The following is a 17724-nucleotide window of genomic DNA, read 5'->3' on the forward strand; positions in this document are numbered from 1 at the left end:
ACCCTCTCTTAACTCCATTACCTTGCTATATAACTCTATTAACCGATTGAACCGCGATTGATTCACGATTAACTACATTCTAAATATCCAAAATTGCAAGAAAACCGGGTTACCTACCACCCGGTTTATTTTGCCTATTAAACTATTATAATGCATCAGAAAGCAAAAGTCTCCGAATGATATTAACGGGATTCGTCAGCCATACGGAATTTCTGAGCGATCGCCTTCAGCTCATTGCTGATGCTGTCAAGCGTTTGTACGAAGGAGTTCATCAAGCGGCTTGCTTCCTGGAATTCCTGGAAGAAGCGCTGCTTCGTCATACCATCCCATTGACCTTCCATTCCGTTGATCGATTGCGTCAGGCTGTTAACGATTTGCTGACTTTGATCACCGCTCTGTTTAAATTGGTTCGCTACTTGCTCCACTTGTTCTGGCGTAATTAAAATACGTCCTGCCATTTATGTAACCTCCTTGAAATTCGTTTTCTGGTGACACTTGACATCTTAGCCCAGAAGACTCGGTTTATCAAAATGTCCTCAGACCTAATTTCGAGTTACCCTATACGTCCCAATTTGAAACATTTTCCATCCCGAATTTCCCAAATGGAATAGGGATTTAGTTGGCAATCCCAAACGAAGACGGATCGGTAAAGGTCCAGCTCTGCCCGGCTAATGCGGCCTGTTTAGCCGCTCCCCCGTTGTCTCCGCTGGTCATGCCCACGGCTGCGGCTGCCGAACTCGGGTTCGATATAACCGTGCCGGAGTTACCATATTCCGGAAGTATGGACGAGCGCCCATCCATCCCGGAAGCGGCGAACAGAGCCGTCGGTGATACGGTGCTTACGATAGCATGCTCCAAAATCGTATGGTATTGATGATCCGTTTCTTGAAATTGATCGGCTTTGCTTTGAAGATGCTTGCCCAGCTGAGCAAGAAGAGCTCCCAGATGCTCTCCAAGACTCCGGGCAGACTGCCATTCATCAATAACCGCCGCTTTGAGAGACGTCTCCCAAACAAGGGATTCCATGGCTTGGTTGAGCGTTCTCGTTATCGCTAAATATTCATCGCCACTATGCTGCAGCTGACGGCTTAACGTCCGGAGAGACTCCGGCTCGACAGAAATACGCATTGGTCCTCACCTTTCATACAGGCTCTGTTACTGTTTCAGCCACATGAGTAACATATGACGAAACTGCTCTTTGGTCGCTGGCGCTGCGGTTAGCCAGTCCTGGTCTCCCTCCAGGCTCATACGCAGCAGCCAATTCATGGACTCGTTCACTATAAATGCTGCATTTTGACTTTCCCAGCTGATTCCGTTCCAAATCGACAGCTGGAGTTCCCCCGAAGATACCTTGTTCTTCATGCATTTCGCCAAAGCGATTGAACCCTCCGCATCGTCCGTCAATCTGGCCAAACGATCGCCGATATCGTCGCAATTATGCTCGGTAACCGAGGTATAGATATCGCCGAATTCCTTCCGGCTAAGCAACAGTGCCGGAATATCTCCCCAGTTTTGGTCGCTGAGGGCCAGATCCTGCACCAGTTGATCGCAGGTTTGTTCGATGGTACCGAGTTCGCTAAGCATGTAACACCGGTTGTCTTCATCGCTTCTGCATACTTGTATTACCCGTTCGTCAGTAACATGCAAATATCCTTCAAACGCCGAATCCTGATTTTCATATTTCAACCAGCACGCACGTTCCGCAAGACCGGCAATAGCCACTCGTGAGAAGACTTCGGGTGGAATCGACAATTCCCCGCCTTCCTCTTGAATCAAATATTGCTTGCTTAGGAGCGATTGTTTGGTTTTCTCCCACTCAACCGCGATTTCTTCCGTTAAATATCCTACAAAAGGATCTTCAACACCAAGTAATCGGTCCGATCCGATAATTCCAGCCAAGAAGAAAAATTCCTTGTCATTCAGCGTGATCGTTTCTTGTTTGGAAGCATGAATTGTCAACATTATGAGCCACCTCCCCTCAAACTACAACATGCCATCGGTCGCGAATTTCTGTGACCCATCTTTGGGCGTTCCATTCCTCATCGAACGGAACTGCGCCTTTTATTCTGGAAAATTTACGTTTTACGTAGTACCCTTGTCCCGGCGGAAGTATTTTTAGTCCTCCAGGACTATTAGAAGATTCGGAAAAAGGAATCCGGAAGAACGATAAATCGTTGGAATCCAAGGTCCCGAATAAAAATCCGTTTTGAGCAGCTTTGATATCGGTAAACCAGTCGACGCCATACGTCGGGAAATCCGCCGGCACGCCGGCAATGACGACATGAACCCTGCGGTCCCTTCCCTGTCTGACGATGGCCGACAGCTGGTCCTTCAAGGTGAAATCCGAAAGCTGCTTGCTGAGAACGTCGGCGTCATCAATCATAAGCAGGATGGCCGGGTCCTCGCTCTCCTTCGACCGGGTCTGTACCCGTTCATAAAGGCTCGTAATAAGCGGCCCCAGATCCTCCTCATTCTCCGCGTGGCCGCGGACATGCGGGAGATGGTTCATCCGGCTCAGGCCGCTGCTTCCATAGCGCGTATCCACCGTATAGATCTCCAGCTCATCCGGAGAAGTATGATATGCGAGCGAAAGCATCCAGCTAAGAAGGAATGACGTCTTACCGCCTTCCATCGGACTGGCCACGATAAAATGCGGCCCATCTTCGAGATTGATCGCAAAAGGAGTCAGATCATCCGTAGCCACCCCGACGGGCACCTGATACTTCACCGTTGCGGCCGCTTCATAAGGCTTTTGCACCTTAAGCAGCTGATGGAGCGGAATCTTGTCCGGCAGCGATTCGATCCGCGGGGCTTCCTCGCCATGCCATGATTCATGGTGTACCCGAATCTTGTCGCGAAGGGCTGCCGAACGGTCCCCCTCCTCCTGGCCGGGAGCCGGAAGTGCCGTCTGGAATTCAAGCGGAGGCACCTGGCCTTTGACCAGCCCTCTTCCTGGCGGAAGCTGGCTCGGGGCTCTCGTGGGACGACCCACCGCGTAATAATAGTCGGCGGGATCGGCAAGCTCGTACGATACCGCTTGCGAGATATTGCTCCGGACCTTCTCGAACATATCCGAAATCCGGTTCGCCGTGATGATAAACGTGATGCCCAGACTGCCGCCTTCCCGCAGCAGGTATTCCAGCATATCATTCTCGTCCGGATAGGAATTCCTAAAGTTCAGATAACCGTCAATAACCACGACCAGCTGCGGAACCGTCACCGTACTGCCACGGCGGTAGGAAGCAACGGTCTTCACGCCAGCCTCGGCGACCATGTCTTTGCGTATAGCGGCCGTTTTCGCAAGAAAACGGAACAGGCGCTTGATCCGATCATCTTCCTCTGCTGTCATGACTCCTCCGATATGGGGCAGTCCTGCAAAGTCCCGCATCATTCGGCCCATATCCACGATATATCCATGCCAAAAGTCCGGGGTATATCGACTCGCCAACGACATGAGCATCGTTTGAATAAAGGTCGTCTTTCCGAGCCCTGGCATCCCATATACGGCCCAGTGGCCCTGCTCCAGGTTGAGCACGAGCGGCTTCTGGCATTGGTTAGGCAAATCGTCAACCATTCCGACATAGGATACGAGAGCCGAATCGCCGAACGTAACCGGCTGCTCGATGCCGGATTGTACTGTCTCTAAATCCAGACTCTCCGGAAGCGGCGGAAGCCAAGGGCCCTGCAGCCGTTCGATTCCTTGCGCCTTAGCCACTTCCGCTACATGGTCGATAAACACCTGCAGCTGTTTGGGCACTTCCAGATGCGCACCCAGGGATGGAGTCGACGCAAGCAGCGGTTCCGTCTTCCCGTTGATCCGGACCTCGCGGATGGAAACAGCGCCAGGCGTATCCTTCTCTTCAATGTAAGGAGCGCCGCTCCAAGCAAATTGCATTTCTTCAAATACTTCATCGCTGCCCACCTGGAAGTAGCCTCGTCCGGGCTTGTTGATCCAGGCTGCATTCGGAATCTTCAGCATGTCGCGGCTGTCGCCTTCGCTTTGTACCCGAAGACAGATGCGGAAGCGCGAGTTACTCCAAATTTTATCGTCCACGACGCCTGCCGGCTTCTGGGTCGCCAAGATCAAATGGACACCCAGCGTTCGCCCGATTGCGGCGATGCTGATCAATTCATCCATAAATTCCGGCTGATCTTTCTTCAGCTGTGCAAATTCATCAATGATAATGACGAGATGCGGGAGCGGCTCGCCATGGCGATTGCGCAGCAGCTTGTAATACTCGTCAATGTGCTGCAGGTTTCCCGCATCGTTCAATATTTTCTGGCGGCGGACCAATTCGGCTTTGAGCGACACCTTCGCCCGCTCGATCAGATTATTGTCCAAATTCGTTATGGTGCCCACGACGTGCGGAAGGTTCACAAACGTATTGGACATGCCGCCGCCCTTATAGTCGATTAGCATGAATGCCAGATCATGAGGGTGAAACTCCGATGCCAGGGAAGCCACGATGGATTGGATAACCTCGCTTTTCCCGGAACCGGTCGTTCCCGCGATCAGGCCATGCGGACCATGACCTTGACGCTCTATTTTATCATGAAGATTCAAATTAATCTTCTTTCCGCCCGCTCGCACACCCATGGGAACGGGCAATGAATCCGGATATCGGTTCTGCTGCCAGCGTTTATATACATCCAAATCGTTGATTTTCTGAATATCCATCATCTCGAATAGTGCCAAAACGCTAGGAATATCGGATGCAGAAGACCGTTTCAGCCGAATCGGCGCCATATACCGGGCCAATGCTTCGACCTGTTCCCTGCTGATATGATGGGATTGGAAGGATTGCCTGGAGACGGTGCCGTCCGGTTTCTTAATCGTGTACGCCGCCTGCTCCCGATCGACTTCGACGATAAGCTGGCAGTGCATCGGCAAGCTTTCTTTCCGGTCGGACAAGATGATGGTGACGGCGTCAGCCGCATCGGCATCTTCCATCAACAGAGGCAGCAGAGGTTCTTCCTCAATCAATTGGGCTGCGGATAGGATCACGACGTAAGCCGGCGTCTCAATCGATTTTTTTCCATGTTCGGAGCGATTGTTTTTACGCCGGTATAAATGGGTAAATATTTCATCAGCAAGCTGATGCGCATTGCTCCGTCGGTCCGCAAGATAGCGGCTGGAACGGTCATCATCCCAGGTATGGGGCAGCCAGCGCAGCCACTGCCATTCGCTCGCTTCCCTCTCCTCGTAGAAGGCGGCGATTTTCACTTCGTCAGGCGAGTGCCTGACGGCGGTTTGGGCCATCATGACGCGAAGCATGTTTAATACGCGTTCTCTTCCGCCGACGATCCCGATGACCTTGGATTCGAATAACGGCAGTGCAATCGAGGCATCGTCGACCGTCTGGAACTCGGATGACAGCAATTCGGCCGCTTCGATTAACGGGTCCTTATCATACCCGTCCGCACGGGGAGGCTTCACGTTAATGTGAAACGGAACTTCCCCCTTGCCCACGCAAATCTCCAAAAAATCCTTATCTTCCGGGGAACGTTCCCATAAGCTGCTGCTCCGGTTCTTCACAACGTTGTAACAGACGTCCGGATCCCCATGGATGTCAAACAGAATATGGACCTGATCCTCCTGCCGCTCCTTCAGTTCTTCCCGATGCACATCAAGCTGAGCCCGGTACTTCTGATTGCGTTCGGCCAGGTTCTTCTGATAGGTCTTCTTGTTGCTTAAATACATGAAGAACGGCAGCGTGTAGGATGTCAGCATCATAAAGATGGAAATCATCTGAAACATCATGAAATTGGAATTCCCCATCTTACCGCTCACGTTCATATAGACATAGAAACCGATCGTCACCGCCGTCATAATAATCGGAATGATGATGGCAATCATGGAAAACGACGGCTTGCTTGGCTCGGACGGGGGTCTCAGAATTTCCAAGTCTTCATTCGGTAAAGCCGGTCTAATGCGCGGCGAACGTTGGTACAACACGTTCATATGTCACTTCCTCCTAATCCAAAGCATCTGAAATGTACAATTATGTATTTTGCTGTTTCAGTTAAAACCAATGGGTTACTTACCCAATTTCAACTCTCTTGAAACAACGATCTTCTGCCATAGACAGGAGCTTCATCGGTGGTTGTCGAGAATGCGCGCTGCAACCGAACGTAGGAGCCTTCCCTCAATCCCGCTTCAACCAGGTTAGAGTGGCCGCCTACCGTAAACCACAAGCCTTCCGGGAATTTCGCTTCTAATATATATTGAATCCCTTCACTCGAGGGTTCGCGAAAAAGACGTAATCCCAGCAGCTCGTTCAACCGTTCAATAGAGCATTCATCGGGTACGTCGATATCAAACCAATCATCTTCGTTTCGACCGCTGATCACGGTGAGTATCATCTGGTCAACCTGCCTTCCTCAAAATGGTAATCCTATGTTTATTCCATATTGAAAGCCCAATCACCTATTTCAATAGTTGCAAAAAATAGTTACATTATTGTAACTATATCATTCCAGGGTCTGTTCTGTCAATTTGTGTCATATTTCCTATTTCCTATTTCCGATGCGGATTTGTTGGTTCCGAGGAACTATTTATGTATTGATTATAGGGGAAATCCGGGTTTTTCGACGGTAAAATCCCGTCGTTCACAAAAATGTCACGCTCATAAAAATGATGCTGATTAATTCTATGAATTTAAGGTTATTTTAAGATTGGCAATTTATAATGCAAATATCATGAAAAAACTTTCGTGAGGTGATTGATATGAAAACACTGATCATGTTCCAAAACAAGCCGGTTCCCGTTTATTTTACTACGGATAGCAAGCAGCCGGTTCAAAAGGTATTGAAACTGCTAACCAGCGCGCTTGACCATAAAATCCAAACCGGCAAAAAGGCGCTGCAAAAATGCCTCAACTCCCTCATCAGCATTGAAATCGAGGGATCCGAGGCAATTCTACACAGCAAAAGCGAAAACGACTCTCTTGCGCTATCTCTCTTTTAATAAAAGAGGGGTAGCCCTTTTTTTTGTTTGTCTCCATTATAACCCGTAATAACGATCCTCGGCTATCTGCGCCCGCTGAATTCGGATCTGGAACAATTTCACGAGATTTCTCCGCGTTGTGATCTCCTGGCAATTATTCAGCTTTTTTAATATAAACCGATCGATGGACATACTGTTCATCCCTCCATTCTTGTCTTGGAAAAACGACCCTATGTTCTGATAACTTCTATTAACCGTGCCTTTTCAAGATTAAACGAGACTTCCGCCCTTATACAAAGCTTCTCACGGTTCGACGTTTTTTGATGCTTACCCATTTTATGATCAGTACCTTGCATTATTCAGTACTAAGTGATATCTTATTGTAGATCACTACTGAATATTAATTACTACCTCGTGATAACAGCATGAACATGGACTTACGAAAGGAGGTCTCGCCGTATGAATGTCAGTATTCAATTCAAAAAAGGCGTTCTTGAACTCTGCGTGCTTGTGCTGATCCATCGCAAGGACCAATATGGCTACGAGCTGGCTCAAGCCGTCTCCCGGCATATCGAAGTAGCCGAAGGCGCCCTGTACCCTCTCCTTCGCAGGCTTGTTAATGAAGGCTACTGCACCACCTACCTCCAGGAATCGAGCGAGGGTCCCCCCCGTAAATATTATAAGCTGACGGACAGCGGAGTGATTTATATGCGATCTATGGTGAAGGAATGGCAAGCATTTGTAAGCAACGTGACCAATTTGATAGAGGAAGGAAATTTGTATGACTAAAAAACAGTTTATTTCGATTTTGGAATCTCGCCTTGCCGCGCTTCCTCCGGGTGAACGCCGGGAATTCATTCAGGATGTAGAGTCCCATTTTGTCATCGGCATGCAGAATGGGCGTTCCGAAGAGGAGATTGCCCGGGAGTTGGGAGATCCTTTTGAAATGGCGAAGGAAGCGTTAGGCGACCGGTACGTGGATATGGAATCGCCTGCTCCCGCGGCGGTCAGAAGGCCGTCTGCCATAGGCAAATATGCGGTGGGAACCGGTTTGTTCTTCTGTGCATTAGTGACCGTCCCGTTCCTTGCGGCATTATGGTCCGGTGGCGTCGCCATCGCTCTGGGAGCCCTGGCAACCTTGCTGAGCCCGGTGCTCGTTCTGCTCGATTACATCCTGAATGGAACGTTTTATCCGGCTAAATTATTCTTATCGATCTCCTTGATCGGAATCGGCATCTTCCTTGGATATGCCACACGCTTGGCCATGGTTGGATTGTTATCGTTAACCTTGAGGTACTCCAGATGGAATACACGTTTGTTGAAGGGTCGTGACGCACAGTGAACAGAAAATGGTTGTTCAGCTTAGCAATCGCACTTATATTGGTAGGAATCATCGGCATGGCTGCGAACAAGTTTAAATTCGGGGAAGAACTGGTCAGCTACCAGAACCGATGGGATCTGCAGGATGCCGTAAATTTGAAGAAATTAACAATCACCAGCAATATGAATGTCAGTTTCGCTTTTGAGGACAGCGGCGATGATAACGGGTATATCGCTTTTGACGGCAAATTAAAGCCGGAGCATGTCGATATCCTTGAAGCTTTTAAGCCTGCAGGTCAAGAAATCGATTTGGATCTGACTACGTCTGATTCGTTTCAGTTTATGAGCGTGGACTTTCATTCGCCGAAAGGGAAAATAACCATTGTCCTTCCTTCAAGCACATTACTCGAGGAGCTCGATTTATCAACGTTATCCAATAACATCCAGGTAAGCGGAGCTTCGTCCAAGTCGATTGCCATTTCCGTAAAGTCAGGCAACATCAACATGAACGGAATCGTAGCTGACCAGTTGAACGTAGAGAACATTTCGGGCAGTATTCGCGGCTCCGACATTCAGGCCTCCACTCAACTCGTCAATCATTCAGGAAACGTCGAATTGAAAGATATGGAAGGCCCCGTGGACATCGAGGTCACTTCCGGCAATGTAAACGTAGGATTGCTCGGCGTTTCGTCGGTGAATATCCTGTGCAGATCAGGCAACGTGAAAGTGCAGCCTGACCCTTCATTCCGCGGTTTCTATGACCTTAAGTCGCTCACCGGATCGATATCGGCGCCGGAGTCATTTAAGGAAACAACCGATACCATCCAAGTGGAAACCTACTCCGGTAATATCGATATCGTACACTAAGGCATTGTTGACAAACCATAGAAATGAAATATACTATAATTTATAAAGTAAACTATACAACAAGGAGAGTCTTCATACATGTCGAATGTACTATTCATCAAAGCAAACAACAGAGCGATCGAGCAATCGGTCAGCGTAAAAATGTACCATGAGTTTCTGGAATCCTTCAAAGCAAGCCATCCGGAAGATCAAATCACGGAGCTTGACCTGTTCGCAGAGAATCTTCCATATTACGACGGAACAGCCATCAACGGTATGTTCAAAGCCGCCAAGGGTTTGGAAGCTACTCCTGAAGAGCAAGCGGCTGCTGCCAATGTCAGCAAATATCTTGACCAGTTCCTTGCCGCAGACAAAATCGTGCTGGCTTTCCCACTGTGGAACATGACCGTCCCTGCCGTTCTTCATACCTACATCGATTACCTGAACCAAGCAGGCAAAACGTTTAAATATACACCGCAAGGCGTGGTAGGTCTCGTGACCGGCAAAAAAGTCGTCATCCTGAATGCACGCGGCGGCAACTATTCCGAAGGTCCTATGGCTGCAGCAGAGATGGCTGTCAACTTCGTTATGGGCAATCTTCGTCAATGGGGCGTGCAGGATATCGAAACCCTCATCATCGAAGGCCACAACCAGTTCCCTGACGAAGCGGAAATGATCGTTCAGAACGGTCTTGAGCTTGTTAAAAAGGCCGCTGCCGGATTTTAATTGAACTTATACGTATTCATTCATATAGCACTTCGCAAAAGCTGCCTTCACTGACCAAATCAGTGAAGGCAGCTTTTTTGTTTTGCTTTCGTTTAAAGCGCATCCCACTGCGTCCATTCCTCGCGCGGGTTAAGAATATAGATTTCCTGATCCCGGCTCATATATCGATGATTGATAAATTCTCGCCGAATCGTCGCATAATCCTCGTGATAGCGCTTGATAAACGCATTGATGTCCTTTTCCGGATATTCCCTCCCCGTCTCCAACTGCTCCACCAAAAATTCCATAATGACAAGCTTCTTTTTATACTGTGCCGGGATGGACCGCAAGGATCCGTCCTTAGCAATAAAACTGCGAAGAACGGATGCTTTGTAAGCTTCTCGGGCAGTCTGTTCCATGCTGGACTCCTCCTTTTCGACAAACAATTTAACGAATTTCTAATTTAACGCTTATCTAATTAGATATTAATTAAATTACAATTGTTTGTCAATCTCTTTCTGCATCAGGCCCGCTCGGGCGGGAGTGCGATAGCCTGCATTCTGGATTTATCGCGATAATTGCTGTAGGATTATAATGCTGATAGATAGCGTAAGGTTAATACATAAGGAGGTTCATCATGCTCGACGTCTTAATTATCGGCGCAGGCCCATGCGGTCTAGCAGCTGCCATTGAGTGCGGCCGCCAGGGCCTCAGCTGCGAGATCATTGATAAACACAACGTAGTCCATTCCATTTATCTCTATCCGACCCATATGCAGTTTTTCAGTACGGCTGAAATGCTTGAAATCGGAGAAGTTCCGTTCGCCATATCGAACGATAAACCGTACCGGCACGAGGCCCTGGCCTATTATCGCCGGGTCGCCAAACATTTTAACCTGAATATTTCCCCATACGAAGAAGCTCTCACCATTGCCAAGCAGCCTGACGGCAGCTTTCAAGTAAAGACGCGGCGACGCGGCGGTGAAGAGACCCTTCGACAAGCCAAACACGTAGTCATTGCTACGGGTTATTTTGATCATCCGAATTATATTGGCATTCCTGGTGAAGACTTGGAGAAAGTAACCCATTATTTCCGGGAAGCCCATCCTTATGCCGGCATGAAAACGGCGATCATCGGCGGCAGCAATTCCGCGGTGGACGCGGCCATGGAGCTGATCCGTGTCGGGGCCGAGGTTACGATGGTCTATCGGGGCGAGGAAGTCTCGCAGAACATCAAACCTTGGGTTCGGCCCCTGTTCGACAGCATGGTTCAAAAAGGGCATATCCAGCTTCATCTGAACTCCCGCGTCGTTCAAATCGCGGAGTCCTCCATTACCGTGCTTTCGAATCAGGGACAGGAATCGATCATCGAAAACGACTTTGTATTGGCATTGACCGGGTTCCGTCCTGATCGCAAACTGCTCGCCTCTTCCGGCGTTCAGCTCGACGAAGATATGGAGAAACCAATCTATAATCCGGATACGATGGAGACCAATGTTCCGGGACTGTACGTCGCCGGCGTAATTGCGTCCGGCCGCAATGCCAATGAGGTGTTCATTGAAACCGGCAGGCTGCACGGCCGATTGATCGCGGAGCATCTGGGCACAAAGGTGTAACCAACGTCTTCCAAAGCTTACATTCCGGGAAGACAACCCGCGTGTAATTGATGTTTATTGCGATATCAGGAAGGCTTGCTCATCGGTAATTCATACTTTCTGATATCTAAATCATAAGGAGTGATCTCCATTGGACGTAACCTCGCTCATTCTGCTGGCAATGGCGGGCCTGGGCATTATCAGCAGCAATTCCGCCGTGACCATAGCCATGCTGGCATTGCTGCTCATCCGCGTCACCGGCTTCCAGCAAGCCTTCCCATGGCTTGAGAAATACGGGCTGACCCTCGGCATCATAATTCTCACCATTGGCGTGATGTCTCCGCTGGCGAGCGGCAAAATGAGTCTCCAAACGATCGGTGAATCCTTCCTGAATTGGAAGTCGCTTCTGGCCATCGCCGTCGGCATGCTTGTCGCATATCTGGGCGGACGCGGAGCCACGCTGATGGGCAGCAACCCTACGGTAGTCGCCGGCCTGCTCGTCGGCACCGTGCTCGGGGTAGCCCTATTCCGCGGCGTGCCCGTTGGCCCGCTTATTGCCGCCGGCCTGCTGTCCTTACTTATCGGCAAATCGTGAATTCTCACGGAACAACTGTTATTTATATAGGTAAATAGGATAAAGGCCAAAAACCTCCCTGCCGGTTTCATGAACCTTAAGGGAGGTTTATTTGTTCTATTAAGTACCATGCCGGACGGGCCGTTACCATATATAGTCTATTTTATGGTATGATAGCTATCGTATTTTAACGGCTTTTCCCGTATTCCCCTAAGAATTAGGATGTATCAGGAGGTAACACAATTGTCTTCAACGAATACCGAATCGGCCGCTGCCCCGTTAAAGCAGCTTCCCATGCTGCTCTTCAGGCAGCTAAGGCCGAAGCAATGGACCAAAAATTTGTTAATATTTGCAGCCCCCCTCTTCTCGTTTGAAACGGTAAATCCGGGGTCGCTTGTTGAAACCTTGATCGGTTTCTTCCTGCTGTCCTTCGTTTCGGGCTGCGTCTACATTGTGAACGATTATGCCGATCGCGAAGCGGATCGCAACCATCCGGTGAAGAAATACCGGCCCATGGCCTCGGGAGCACTCCCGCCTAAGCTGGCCGTCGTGTTCGGCATACTGCTGCTGATCGCTTCGCTGGCCGTCTCTTATCTGCTCAATCCGCTGTTTACCGCATTACTGCTGCTCTATTTTGCCATGAACGTGGCTTATTCCTTCAGGCTGAAACATGTTGTCATCATCGACATCATGATTATCGCGGCCGGGTTTGTGCTGCGCGCGATCGCAGGCGGGCTCGTCATTCACGTCCCGTTCACGCCCTGGTTCCTTTTATGTACCATGCTGCTATCGCTCTTCCTGGCGATCGGCAAGAGACGGCATGAGCTTCATCTGCTGCAGCATGACAAGGGCTCTCACCGCAAGGTGCTTGATCAATACTCGTTTGATCTGCTCGACCAGATGAGCAGCATCGTCACAACGGCAACCATCATCAGTTATTCGCTCTTTACCTTTACGTCCGGCAGGACCGTTCATCTTATGTGGACCATTCCGCTCGTCATCTACGGGATGTTTCGGTATCTTTATCTGATTCATATCGAGAAAAAGGGCGGAGCCCCGGACCGGGTGCTCCTGGAGGACTCGCACATCCTGGTCACCGTGATCCTCTATGTCATCAGCGTTATCGGTATATTGATCTATTTTGAGTAATTAAAAAAACGGCAATTGAGGGAAATTTCATGAATCAGAAATTCGCTATTTTTGACATCGACAAAACGGTCATCCATACGGACTCCATGTTTCGATTTTTGAAGTACGGCATACGAAAACACCCGGCCACGACACCGGTCATCCTGAAAGTCGTGCTGCATACCGTGCTCTACAAGCTCCGTCTCCTGGAAGCCGAAAAGGCAAAAAGCGCTTATTTTCATGCGATGCGCCATATGGATGACGCCGACCTGAAGCATTTTTACGAAACGGAATTGAAGCCTGCCATCTTCCCGGATGCGCTGAAGGAAATGCAGCTGAAGAAAAGCGAGGGCTATCATGTCCTGCTCGTAACCGCGTCCCCCGACGCTTACATGAGATATTTTGCGGAGCTGCCCTGCGTCGACGCGGTCATTGCCACGAAATTATCCGTTCGGGATGGGCGTTTCACGTCGATGATTGAAGGAAACAACTGCAAGGGGGAGGAGAAAGTGAACCGGATTCAGGAATACTTAAGCGAGCAGCGGCTGGCCATTGATTACGACTCTTCCTGCGCGTACTCCGATTCCTTATCCGACCTGCCGATGTTTCGGCTTGTTAAGCACAAATATTTGATCAATCAAAAGTCCGCCCATGGATGCGAGGGATTAACATGGAACAAGTAAAAGCGCAGAGCGCCCCGCGCCACCTAGGCAAGCTGTTTATGGTCTTATCGGCTTTTTTGACGGCGACCGGCCAGCTGTTCTGGAAATGGGGACACGCCAATTTGGTGTATATGGGAATCGGATTTGTGTGTTACGGCCTGGGAGCCATCCTCATGATCAAATCGTTTTCCCTGGAGAAGCTGTCCGTTGCTTATCCCCTGATGTGCATCAGCTATATCGTGGCTTTGTTTTATGGGGATTTCTTTCTGGATGAGCCGTTAACCTTGAAAAAGCTGGCCGCCGTGGCCCTGCTTGGAATCGGGGTGACATTAACCTCCTATGAAAAGTGACGTGCCGCTGTACTTGCTTCTGCTCCTAATGACCTTGCTGGGCTCGCTGGGCAGCGTATTCTTCAAAGGATATACTGCGGGTAAACAAATCAAGCTGCTGCTGATCGGTTTTCTTAGCTACGGTTTGGGAGCCTTGTTAAACATTTATTTGCTTGGAAAACTACCATATACGCTGGTGATGCCGGCCAATGCCCTTACGTTCCTGTGGGCGCTGCTGTTTGCCAAACTGGTGTTCAAGGAAACCATCGGCATTCGAAAAATCGCCGGCGTTGCCTTTATCATATCCGGATTGCTGCTGCTGATCTGGTAAACGAATGCCGCCAGGCCGAATCTCAATACATATCACGGATAGATTGGTGGAACGAAAAACATGACTTTTTTCAGTTATTTATTTGGAAATAGAAAAGATAATTACACGGCGGTCGGGCTAAGCGTCTGCCTTGCCTTATGGTATGTGTTCATGAACCTTCCTTTCGTGACATATATCAAGGATCACGCAGCCGAATTGATTCCTCACAGCCCCTTCTACGGTGCGCCCTTTACGCTGAATCTATTTAACTTCGACCCTTCGATGGAGTATGGACCGGAAAATATTTCGATCATCCATCCGTTCATTAATTTCCTGACGAGTCCGCTAACAACGATGATCGGGAGCTCCAACCTCCCTTATCTTCTGATTCAATCCGTCTTGAACGCCTTTAGTGCAGCCTTGGTTTATTACATCGTTCGACGAAGCGGAGCCGGCTGGCTGCTGTCCTTCGTAACGGCGGCTTTCTTCGGTATCAGCTCATATTCGCTGTTCACGGCATTCATTCCGGATTCATACGCGTATGCCCAATTCATGATCATTTTGTCGGCCGCTTATTTGCACTACAGCCGGTTGGAGGACCGGTATGCCGTCATGCCTAATGCCTCCCTGGCCCTGATTAATTTCGGGATCACGTCCACGAATGTGGCAACGTTCGCTGGAGCGCTGCTGATCAGCCTGTTCGATCGACGCCGAATGGATACTTTCAAAAGGTTTATCATCATTATGCTGATTTTTCTGGGAATGGTGGTGATCGTCACCCTGCTTCAGCACTTGCTGTTCTCCGGTAAGTCATGGATCGCGAACGTGTTTTCAAGCGTGCAGAATGGTGCGCTCAGCTATGTTTCTCCCTTCTCATGGGAGCATCATTCCCGGGTCTTCTACATGCTGTTTGTAAGCCCGATCCTGTCGCCTGAGCTTGCCATGATCGATCCGGGAATCGCAGCGTTCGTGACAGATCTGGCCAAACCGTATCCGATCCATGTCCATATCGTCGGGATCGGGGTACTGCTCCTGGCTGTTCTGTCCTTCATCAAGGGCATCCGTTCCCGGGATACCTGGGCATTTTCCATCTATATTCTGTTTGCCATTCTGCTGCACATCATCGTAGGGTTCGGATTGGCCACATATGCTTACGATCTCTACCTCTACGCAGGACATTATCTGTTTGCGCTGTTCGTGCTTGCTGCGCTGTTCATTGCCAAGACGAAGAGCCTTCGGCTTCAACAAGTCCTCACCGGCATCATGGCGCTATTCCTGCTCATCACGCTCGTCAACAATATCGTGCTGCACGGTCAGTCGCTGGACTATATTCAGACGACCTATGACACGGTGTTCAAACATATCGAGAAATAAGACTGTAAAAAAAATCAAAAGACCCGTCCCCTGAAGCATGGCCGAATACCATGCCTAAGAAGGACGGGTCTTTCGTGTAATTAAGTCTCCAAATGCTGCACGTTGTACAGTCTGGCATAGCTTCCATCCAGAGTCATCAGCTCGCCGTGCGTGCCCTGCTCCGTAATTCTTCCATTCTCCAGCACAACGATTTGATCGGCGTGCGTTATGGTCGAAAGACGATGGGCGACGATCAATGTGGTGCGGTTGCTCGCTAGGGATTGCAGCGCCTGCTGGATCAAATGCTCGGACTCCAAATCCAGCGCCGAAGTCGCCTCATCCAGCACCAGAATGTCCGGATCCTTGAGAAAGACGCGGGCGATCGCCAGTCTTTGCTTCTGACCTCCCGACAGCTTGACGCCGCGTTCGCCTACTTCCGTGTCATAGCCTTGCGGCAGCTGGGTAATGAAGTCATGGGCATTGGCGGCTTGGGCAGCGGCGACGATCGCGGCTTCATCCGCCTCCGGATTGCCGAACAGAATATTTTCTCGGACGGTGCCGCTAAACAGGAAGTTGTCCTGCAGGACCATGCCCACCGATCCGCGCAGGCTGTCCAGCGTCAAATCCCTGACATCGTGGCCGTTAATTTTCACCGCGCCCTGCTGCACATCGTAGAATCTCGGAATCAGTCCGATCAGGGACGATTTGCCGCCGCCGCTCATGCCGACGAACGCAATCGTCTGTCCCTGCCGAATGGTCAGGTTAATATCTTGAAGCACCCATCCCGCATCGTCATTGTATTTGAAGGAGACACGGTCGAATTCGATCTGTCCCGCGGTCTTAAGCGTTTTGGCATTCGGACGGTCCACGATGTCATACGGCTCGTCCATGAGCTCCTTGACCCGCTCCAGGGACGCTGAGGCCTGCGTCAGCACCGTTGAAGAGTTAATCAGGCGGCGAAGGGGCGCATACAATCTGTCGAGATAACCGAAGAAGGCAACAAACGTACCTAATGTCAGATCTCCCTGGATCACCCGGTAGCCCCCGTACCCGATAACCAAAATAGGCGCAATATCGGTCAGCGTGTTAATCACCGAGAAAGTCAGCGCATTCCAGCGCGTCTGGGCCATCGCTTTATTCAGGAAATTTCCGTTGATGCCTTCGAATTTCTTCTGATCATAACGCTCCAGGGTAAAGCTTCGGATGACCGAGATCCCTTGAATCCGCTCATGCAGGTATGCCTGAATGCCCGCGAGAGCCTGCGACCGGTCTTTGGTCAAACGCTTAAGCCGTTTATAGAGTAAGTTCACCGCTAGTCCGTAGAGAGGCAGAATCGAGATGGCAACCAGCGTCAAAACGGGATTCATGAAGAGCATGACCACTAATACGAACAGCAATGTGAACATATCCAGCCAGATGTTCATCATGCCGACTTCCACCAGGTTTTTCGATTGCTCCACATCATTGATAAAACGCGATATCGCCTCGCCTACCTTGGTATTCTGGTAGTAACGGAGGGACAACCGCTGCAGATGCGCATACAGCCGGTTACGCATGTCAAACAAAATACGGCTCGTAATGAACTGCGCAAAATACTGCCGCAAGTATTCCACCGGACCGCGAACGATGACAAACAGCACCAGCGTCCCCCCGAGAATCCACATCAGATCCTGGATTTTCTGCTCGATGCTCATCTGCTGATTGATCAGCAGATCATCCACGACATATTTCATGATCATGGGCAGCAATAACGGGATCGCGAATTTGATCATGCCGATGATGAGGGTGAGAATGATCCACTTCATATACGGCTTAACGAACGGATAATAGATTTTCCATGACTTCAAAGGTGAATCACAGCCCCTTTCTTCAGATTATAGAATGCACAAAGTTTTCTGCGAAGGTGAACTCCTTCGATAATCGCAAGAAAAACGCCCTTCTAAACACTGTCTGCCTT

20 protein-coding genes are annotated in these 17724 nt (G+C 49.7%); 12 read left to right on the top strand and 8 right to left on the bottom strand.

The genetic code is table 11. The features are described from left to right. Positions 1–182: 182 nt before the first annotated feature. The 5 genes from MHH82_RS20550 to MHH82_RS20570 all read right to left on the bottom strand — a co-directional run bounded on the left by MHH82_RS20550 (position 183) and on the right by MHH82_RS20570 (position 6363). Positions 183–458 (bottom strand): WXG100 family type VII secretion target, encoded by a 276-nt coding sequence (locus tag MHH82_RS20550; protein ID WP_006211202.1) that lies wholly within the window; start codon positions 456–458, stop codon positions 183–185. A 157-nt stretch (positions 459–615) separates the two neighbouring features. Continuing rightward, entirely contained in the window at positions 616–1128 is a 513-nt protein-coding gene (locus tag MHH82_RS20555) for a WXG100 family type VII secretion target (RefSeq protein ID WP_015736242.1), read from the bottom strand. A gap of 27 nt (positions 1129–1155) precedes the next feature. Continuing rightward, the gene (locus MHH82_RS20560) at positions 1156–1962 is read right to left on the bottom strand and encodes a hypothetical protein (protein WP_015736243.1); all 807 of its coding nucleotides are present in this window, start codon (positions 1960–1962) and stop codon (positions 1156–1158) included. 16 nt (positions 1963–1978) lie between these two features. Continuing rightward, a complete protein-coding gene (gene essC, locus MHH82_RS20565) occupies positions 1979–5962 on the bottom strand; it encodes a type VII secretion protein EssC (protein WP_340967706.1) in 3984 nt (1327 codons plus the stop codon). Between the two features lie 89 nt (positions 5963–6051). Beyond that, complete coding sequence (locus tag MHH82_RS20570) at positions 6052–6363, bottom strand: hypothetical protein (protein ID WP_009590697.1); 312 nt, start codon at positions 6361–6363, stop codon at positions 6052–6054. Positions 6364–6727: 364 nt separating this feature from the next. On the opposite strand from MHH82_RS20570, the gene MHH82_RS20575 reads away from it, so the two are divergent. Next, the gene (locus tag MHH82_RS20575) at positions 6728–6967 is read left to right on the top strand and encodes a hypothetical protein (protein ID WP_006211206.1); all 240 of its coding nucleotides are present in this window, start codon (positions 6728–6730) and stop codon (positions 6965–6967) included. 36 nt (positions 6968–7003) lie between these two features. Here the strand turns inward: MHH82_RS20575 and MHH82_RS20580 are convergent, their stop codons facing one another. Continuing rightward, complete coding sequence (locus tag MHH82_RS20580) at positions 7004–7138, bottom strand: hypothetical protein (RefSeq protein ID WP_015736245.1); 135 nt, start codon at positions 7136–7138, stop codon at positions 7004–7006. 267 nt (positions 7139–7405) lie between these two features. Here MHH82_RS20580 and MHH82_RS20585 point away from each other — a divergent pair, with 267 nt between their 5' ends. The 4 genes from MHH82_RS20585 to MHH82_RS20600 all read left to right on the top strand — a co-directional run bounded on the left by MHH82_RS20585 (position 7406) and on the right by MHH82_RS20600 (position 9838). Further along, positions 7406–7735 (top strand): PadR family transcriptional regulator, encoded by a 330-nt coding sequence (locus tag MHH82_RS20585; RefSeq protein ID WP_009590638.1) that lies wholly within the window; start codon positions 7406–7408, stop codon positions 7733–7735. Continuing rightward, complete coding sequence (locus MHH82_RS20590) at positions 7728–8288, top strand: DUF1700 domain-containing protein (RefSeq protein WP_340967709.1); 561 nt, start codon at positions 7728–7730, stop codon at positions 8286–8288. Before MHH82_RS20585 ends, MHH82_RS20590 begins: the two co-directional genes overlap by 8 nt. Then, on the top strand, positions 8285–9133 hold the full coding sequence (locus MHH82_RS20595) for a DUF4097 family beta strand repeat-containing protein (protein WP_340967711.1): 849 nt from the start codon (positions 8285–8287) through the stop codon (positions 9131–9133). The genes MHH82_RS20590 and MHH82_RS20595 overlap by 4 nt, the downstream gene beginning before the upstream one ends. 78 nt (positions 9134–9211) lie before the next feature. Beyond that, positions 9212–9838 carry an FMN-dependent NADH-azoreductase gene (locus MHH82_RS20600; RefSeq protein ID WP_009590690.1) on the top strand — a complete coding sequence of 209 codons (627 nt, stop codon included), beginning with the start codon at positions 9212–9214 and terminating at the stop codon, positions 9836–9838. Between the two features lie 92 nt (positions 9839–9930). Here MHH82_RS20600 and MHH82_RS20605 read toward each other — a convergent pair whose 3' ends face one another. Further along, a complete protein-coding gene (locus MHH82_RS20605) occupies positions 9931–10236 on the bottom strand; it encodes a DUF2087 domain-containing protein (RefSeq protein ID WP_015736249.1) in 306 nt (101 codons plus the stop codon). Positions 10237–10454: 218 nt separating this feature from the next. On the opposite strand from MHH82_RS20605, the gene MHH82_RS20610 reads away from it, so the two are divergent. From MHH82_RS20610 to MHH82_RS20640, 7 genes are all read left to right on the top strand, one after another. After that, positions 10455–11432: a YpdA family putative bacillithiol disulfide reductase gene (locus MHH82_RS20610; RefSeq protein WP_340967715.1), complete on the top strand. Its 978-nt coding sequence runs from the start codon at positions 10455–10457 to the stop codon at positions 11430–11432. Between the two features lie 130 nt (positions 11433–11562). Beyond that, positions 11563–12006, top strand: a complete 444-nt coding sequence (locus tag MHH82_RS20615) for a DUF441 domain-containing protein (protein ID WP_015736251.1) — start codon at positions 11563–11565, stop codon at positions 12004–12006. Positions 12007–12207: 201 nt separating this feature from the next. Continuing rightward, the gene (locus MHH82_RS20620; protein WP_176502425.1) at positions 12208–13134 is read left to right on the top strand and encodes a decaprenyl-phosphate phosphoribosyltransferase; all 927 of its coding nucleotides are present in this window, start codon (positions 12208–12210) and stop codon (positions 13132–13134) included. A gap of 29 nt (positions 13135–13163) precedes the next feature. Next, a complete protein-coding gene (locus MHH82_RS20625) occupies positions 13164–13796 on the top strand; it encodes an HAD family hydrolase (RefSeq protein WP_340967719.1) in 633 nt (210 codons plus the stop codon). Next, entirely contained in the window at positions 13784–14125 is a 342-nt protein-coding gene (locus MHH82_RS20630) for an EamA family transporter (RefSeq protein ID WP_145037666.1), read from the top strand. Before MHH82_RS20625 ends, MHH82_RS20630 begins: the two co-directional genes overlap by 13 nt. Continuing rightward, positions 14115–14435, top strand: a complete 321-nt coding sequence (locus MHH82_RS20635) for an EamA family transporter (RefSeq protein ID WP_036661597.1) — start codon at positions 14115–14117, stop codon at positions 14433–14435. The genes MHH82_RS20630 and MHH82_RS20635 overlap by 11 nt, the downstream gene beginning before the upstream one ends. Positions 14436–14495: 60 nt before the next feature. After that, a complete protein-coding gene (locus MHH82_RS20640) occupies positions 14496–15788 on the top strand; it encodes a DUF6080 domain-containing protein (protein ID WP_251497205.1) in 1293 nt (430 codons plus the stop codon). A gap of 80 nt (positions 15789–15868) precedes the next feature. On the opposite strand, the gene MHH82_RS20645 is transcribed toward MHH82_RS20640, so the two are convergent. Next, positions 15869–17614, bottom strand: coding sequence for an ABC transporter ATP-binding protein (locus MHH82_RS20645; protein ID WP_285857329.1), 1746 nt, complete (start codon positions 17612–17614; stop codon positions 15869–15871). Positions 17615–17724: the final 110 nt, after the last annotated feature.

The organism is Bacillus sp. FSL K6-6540, assembly GCF_038007545.1.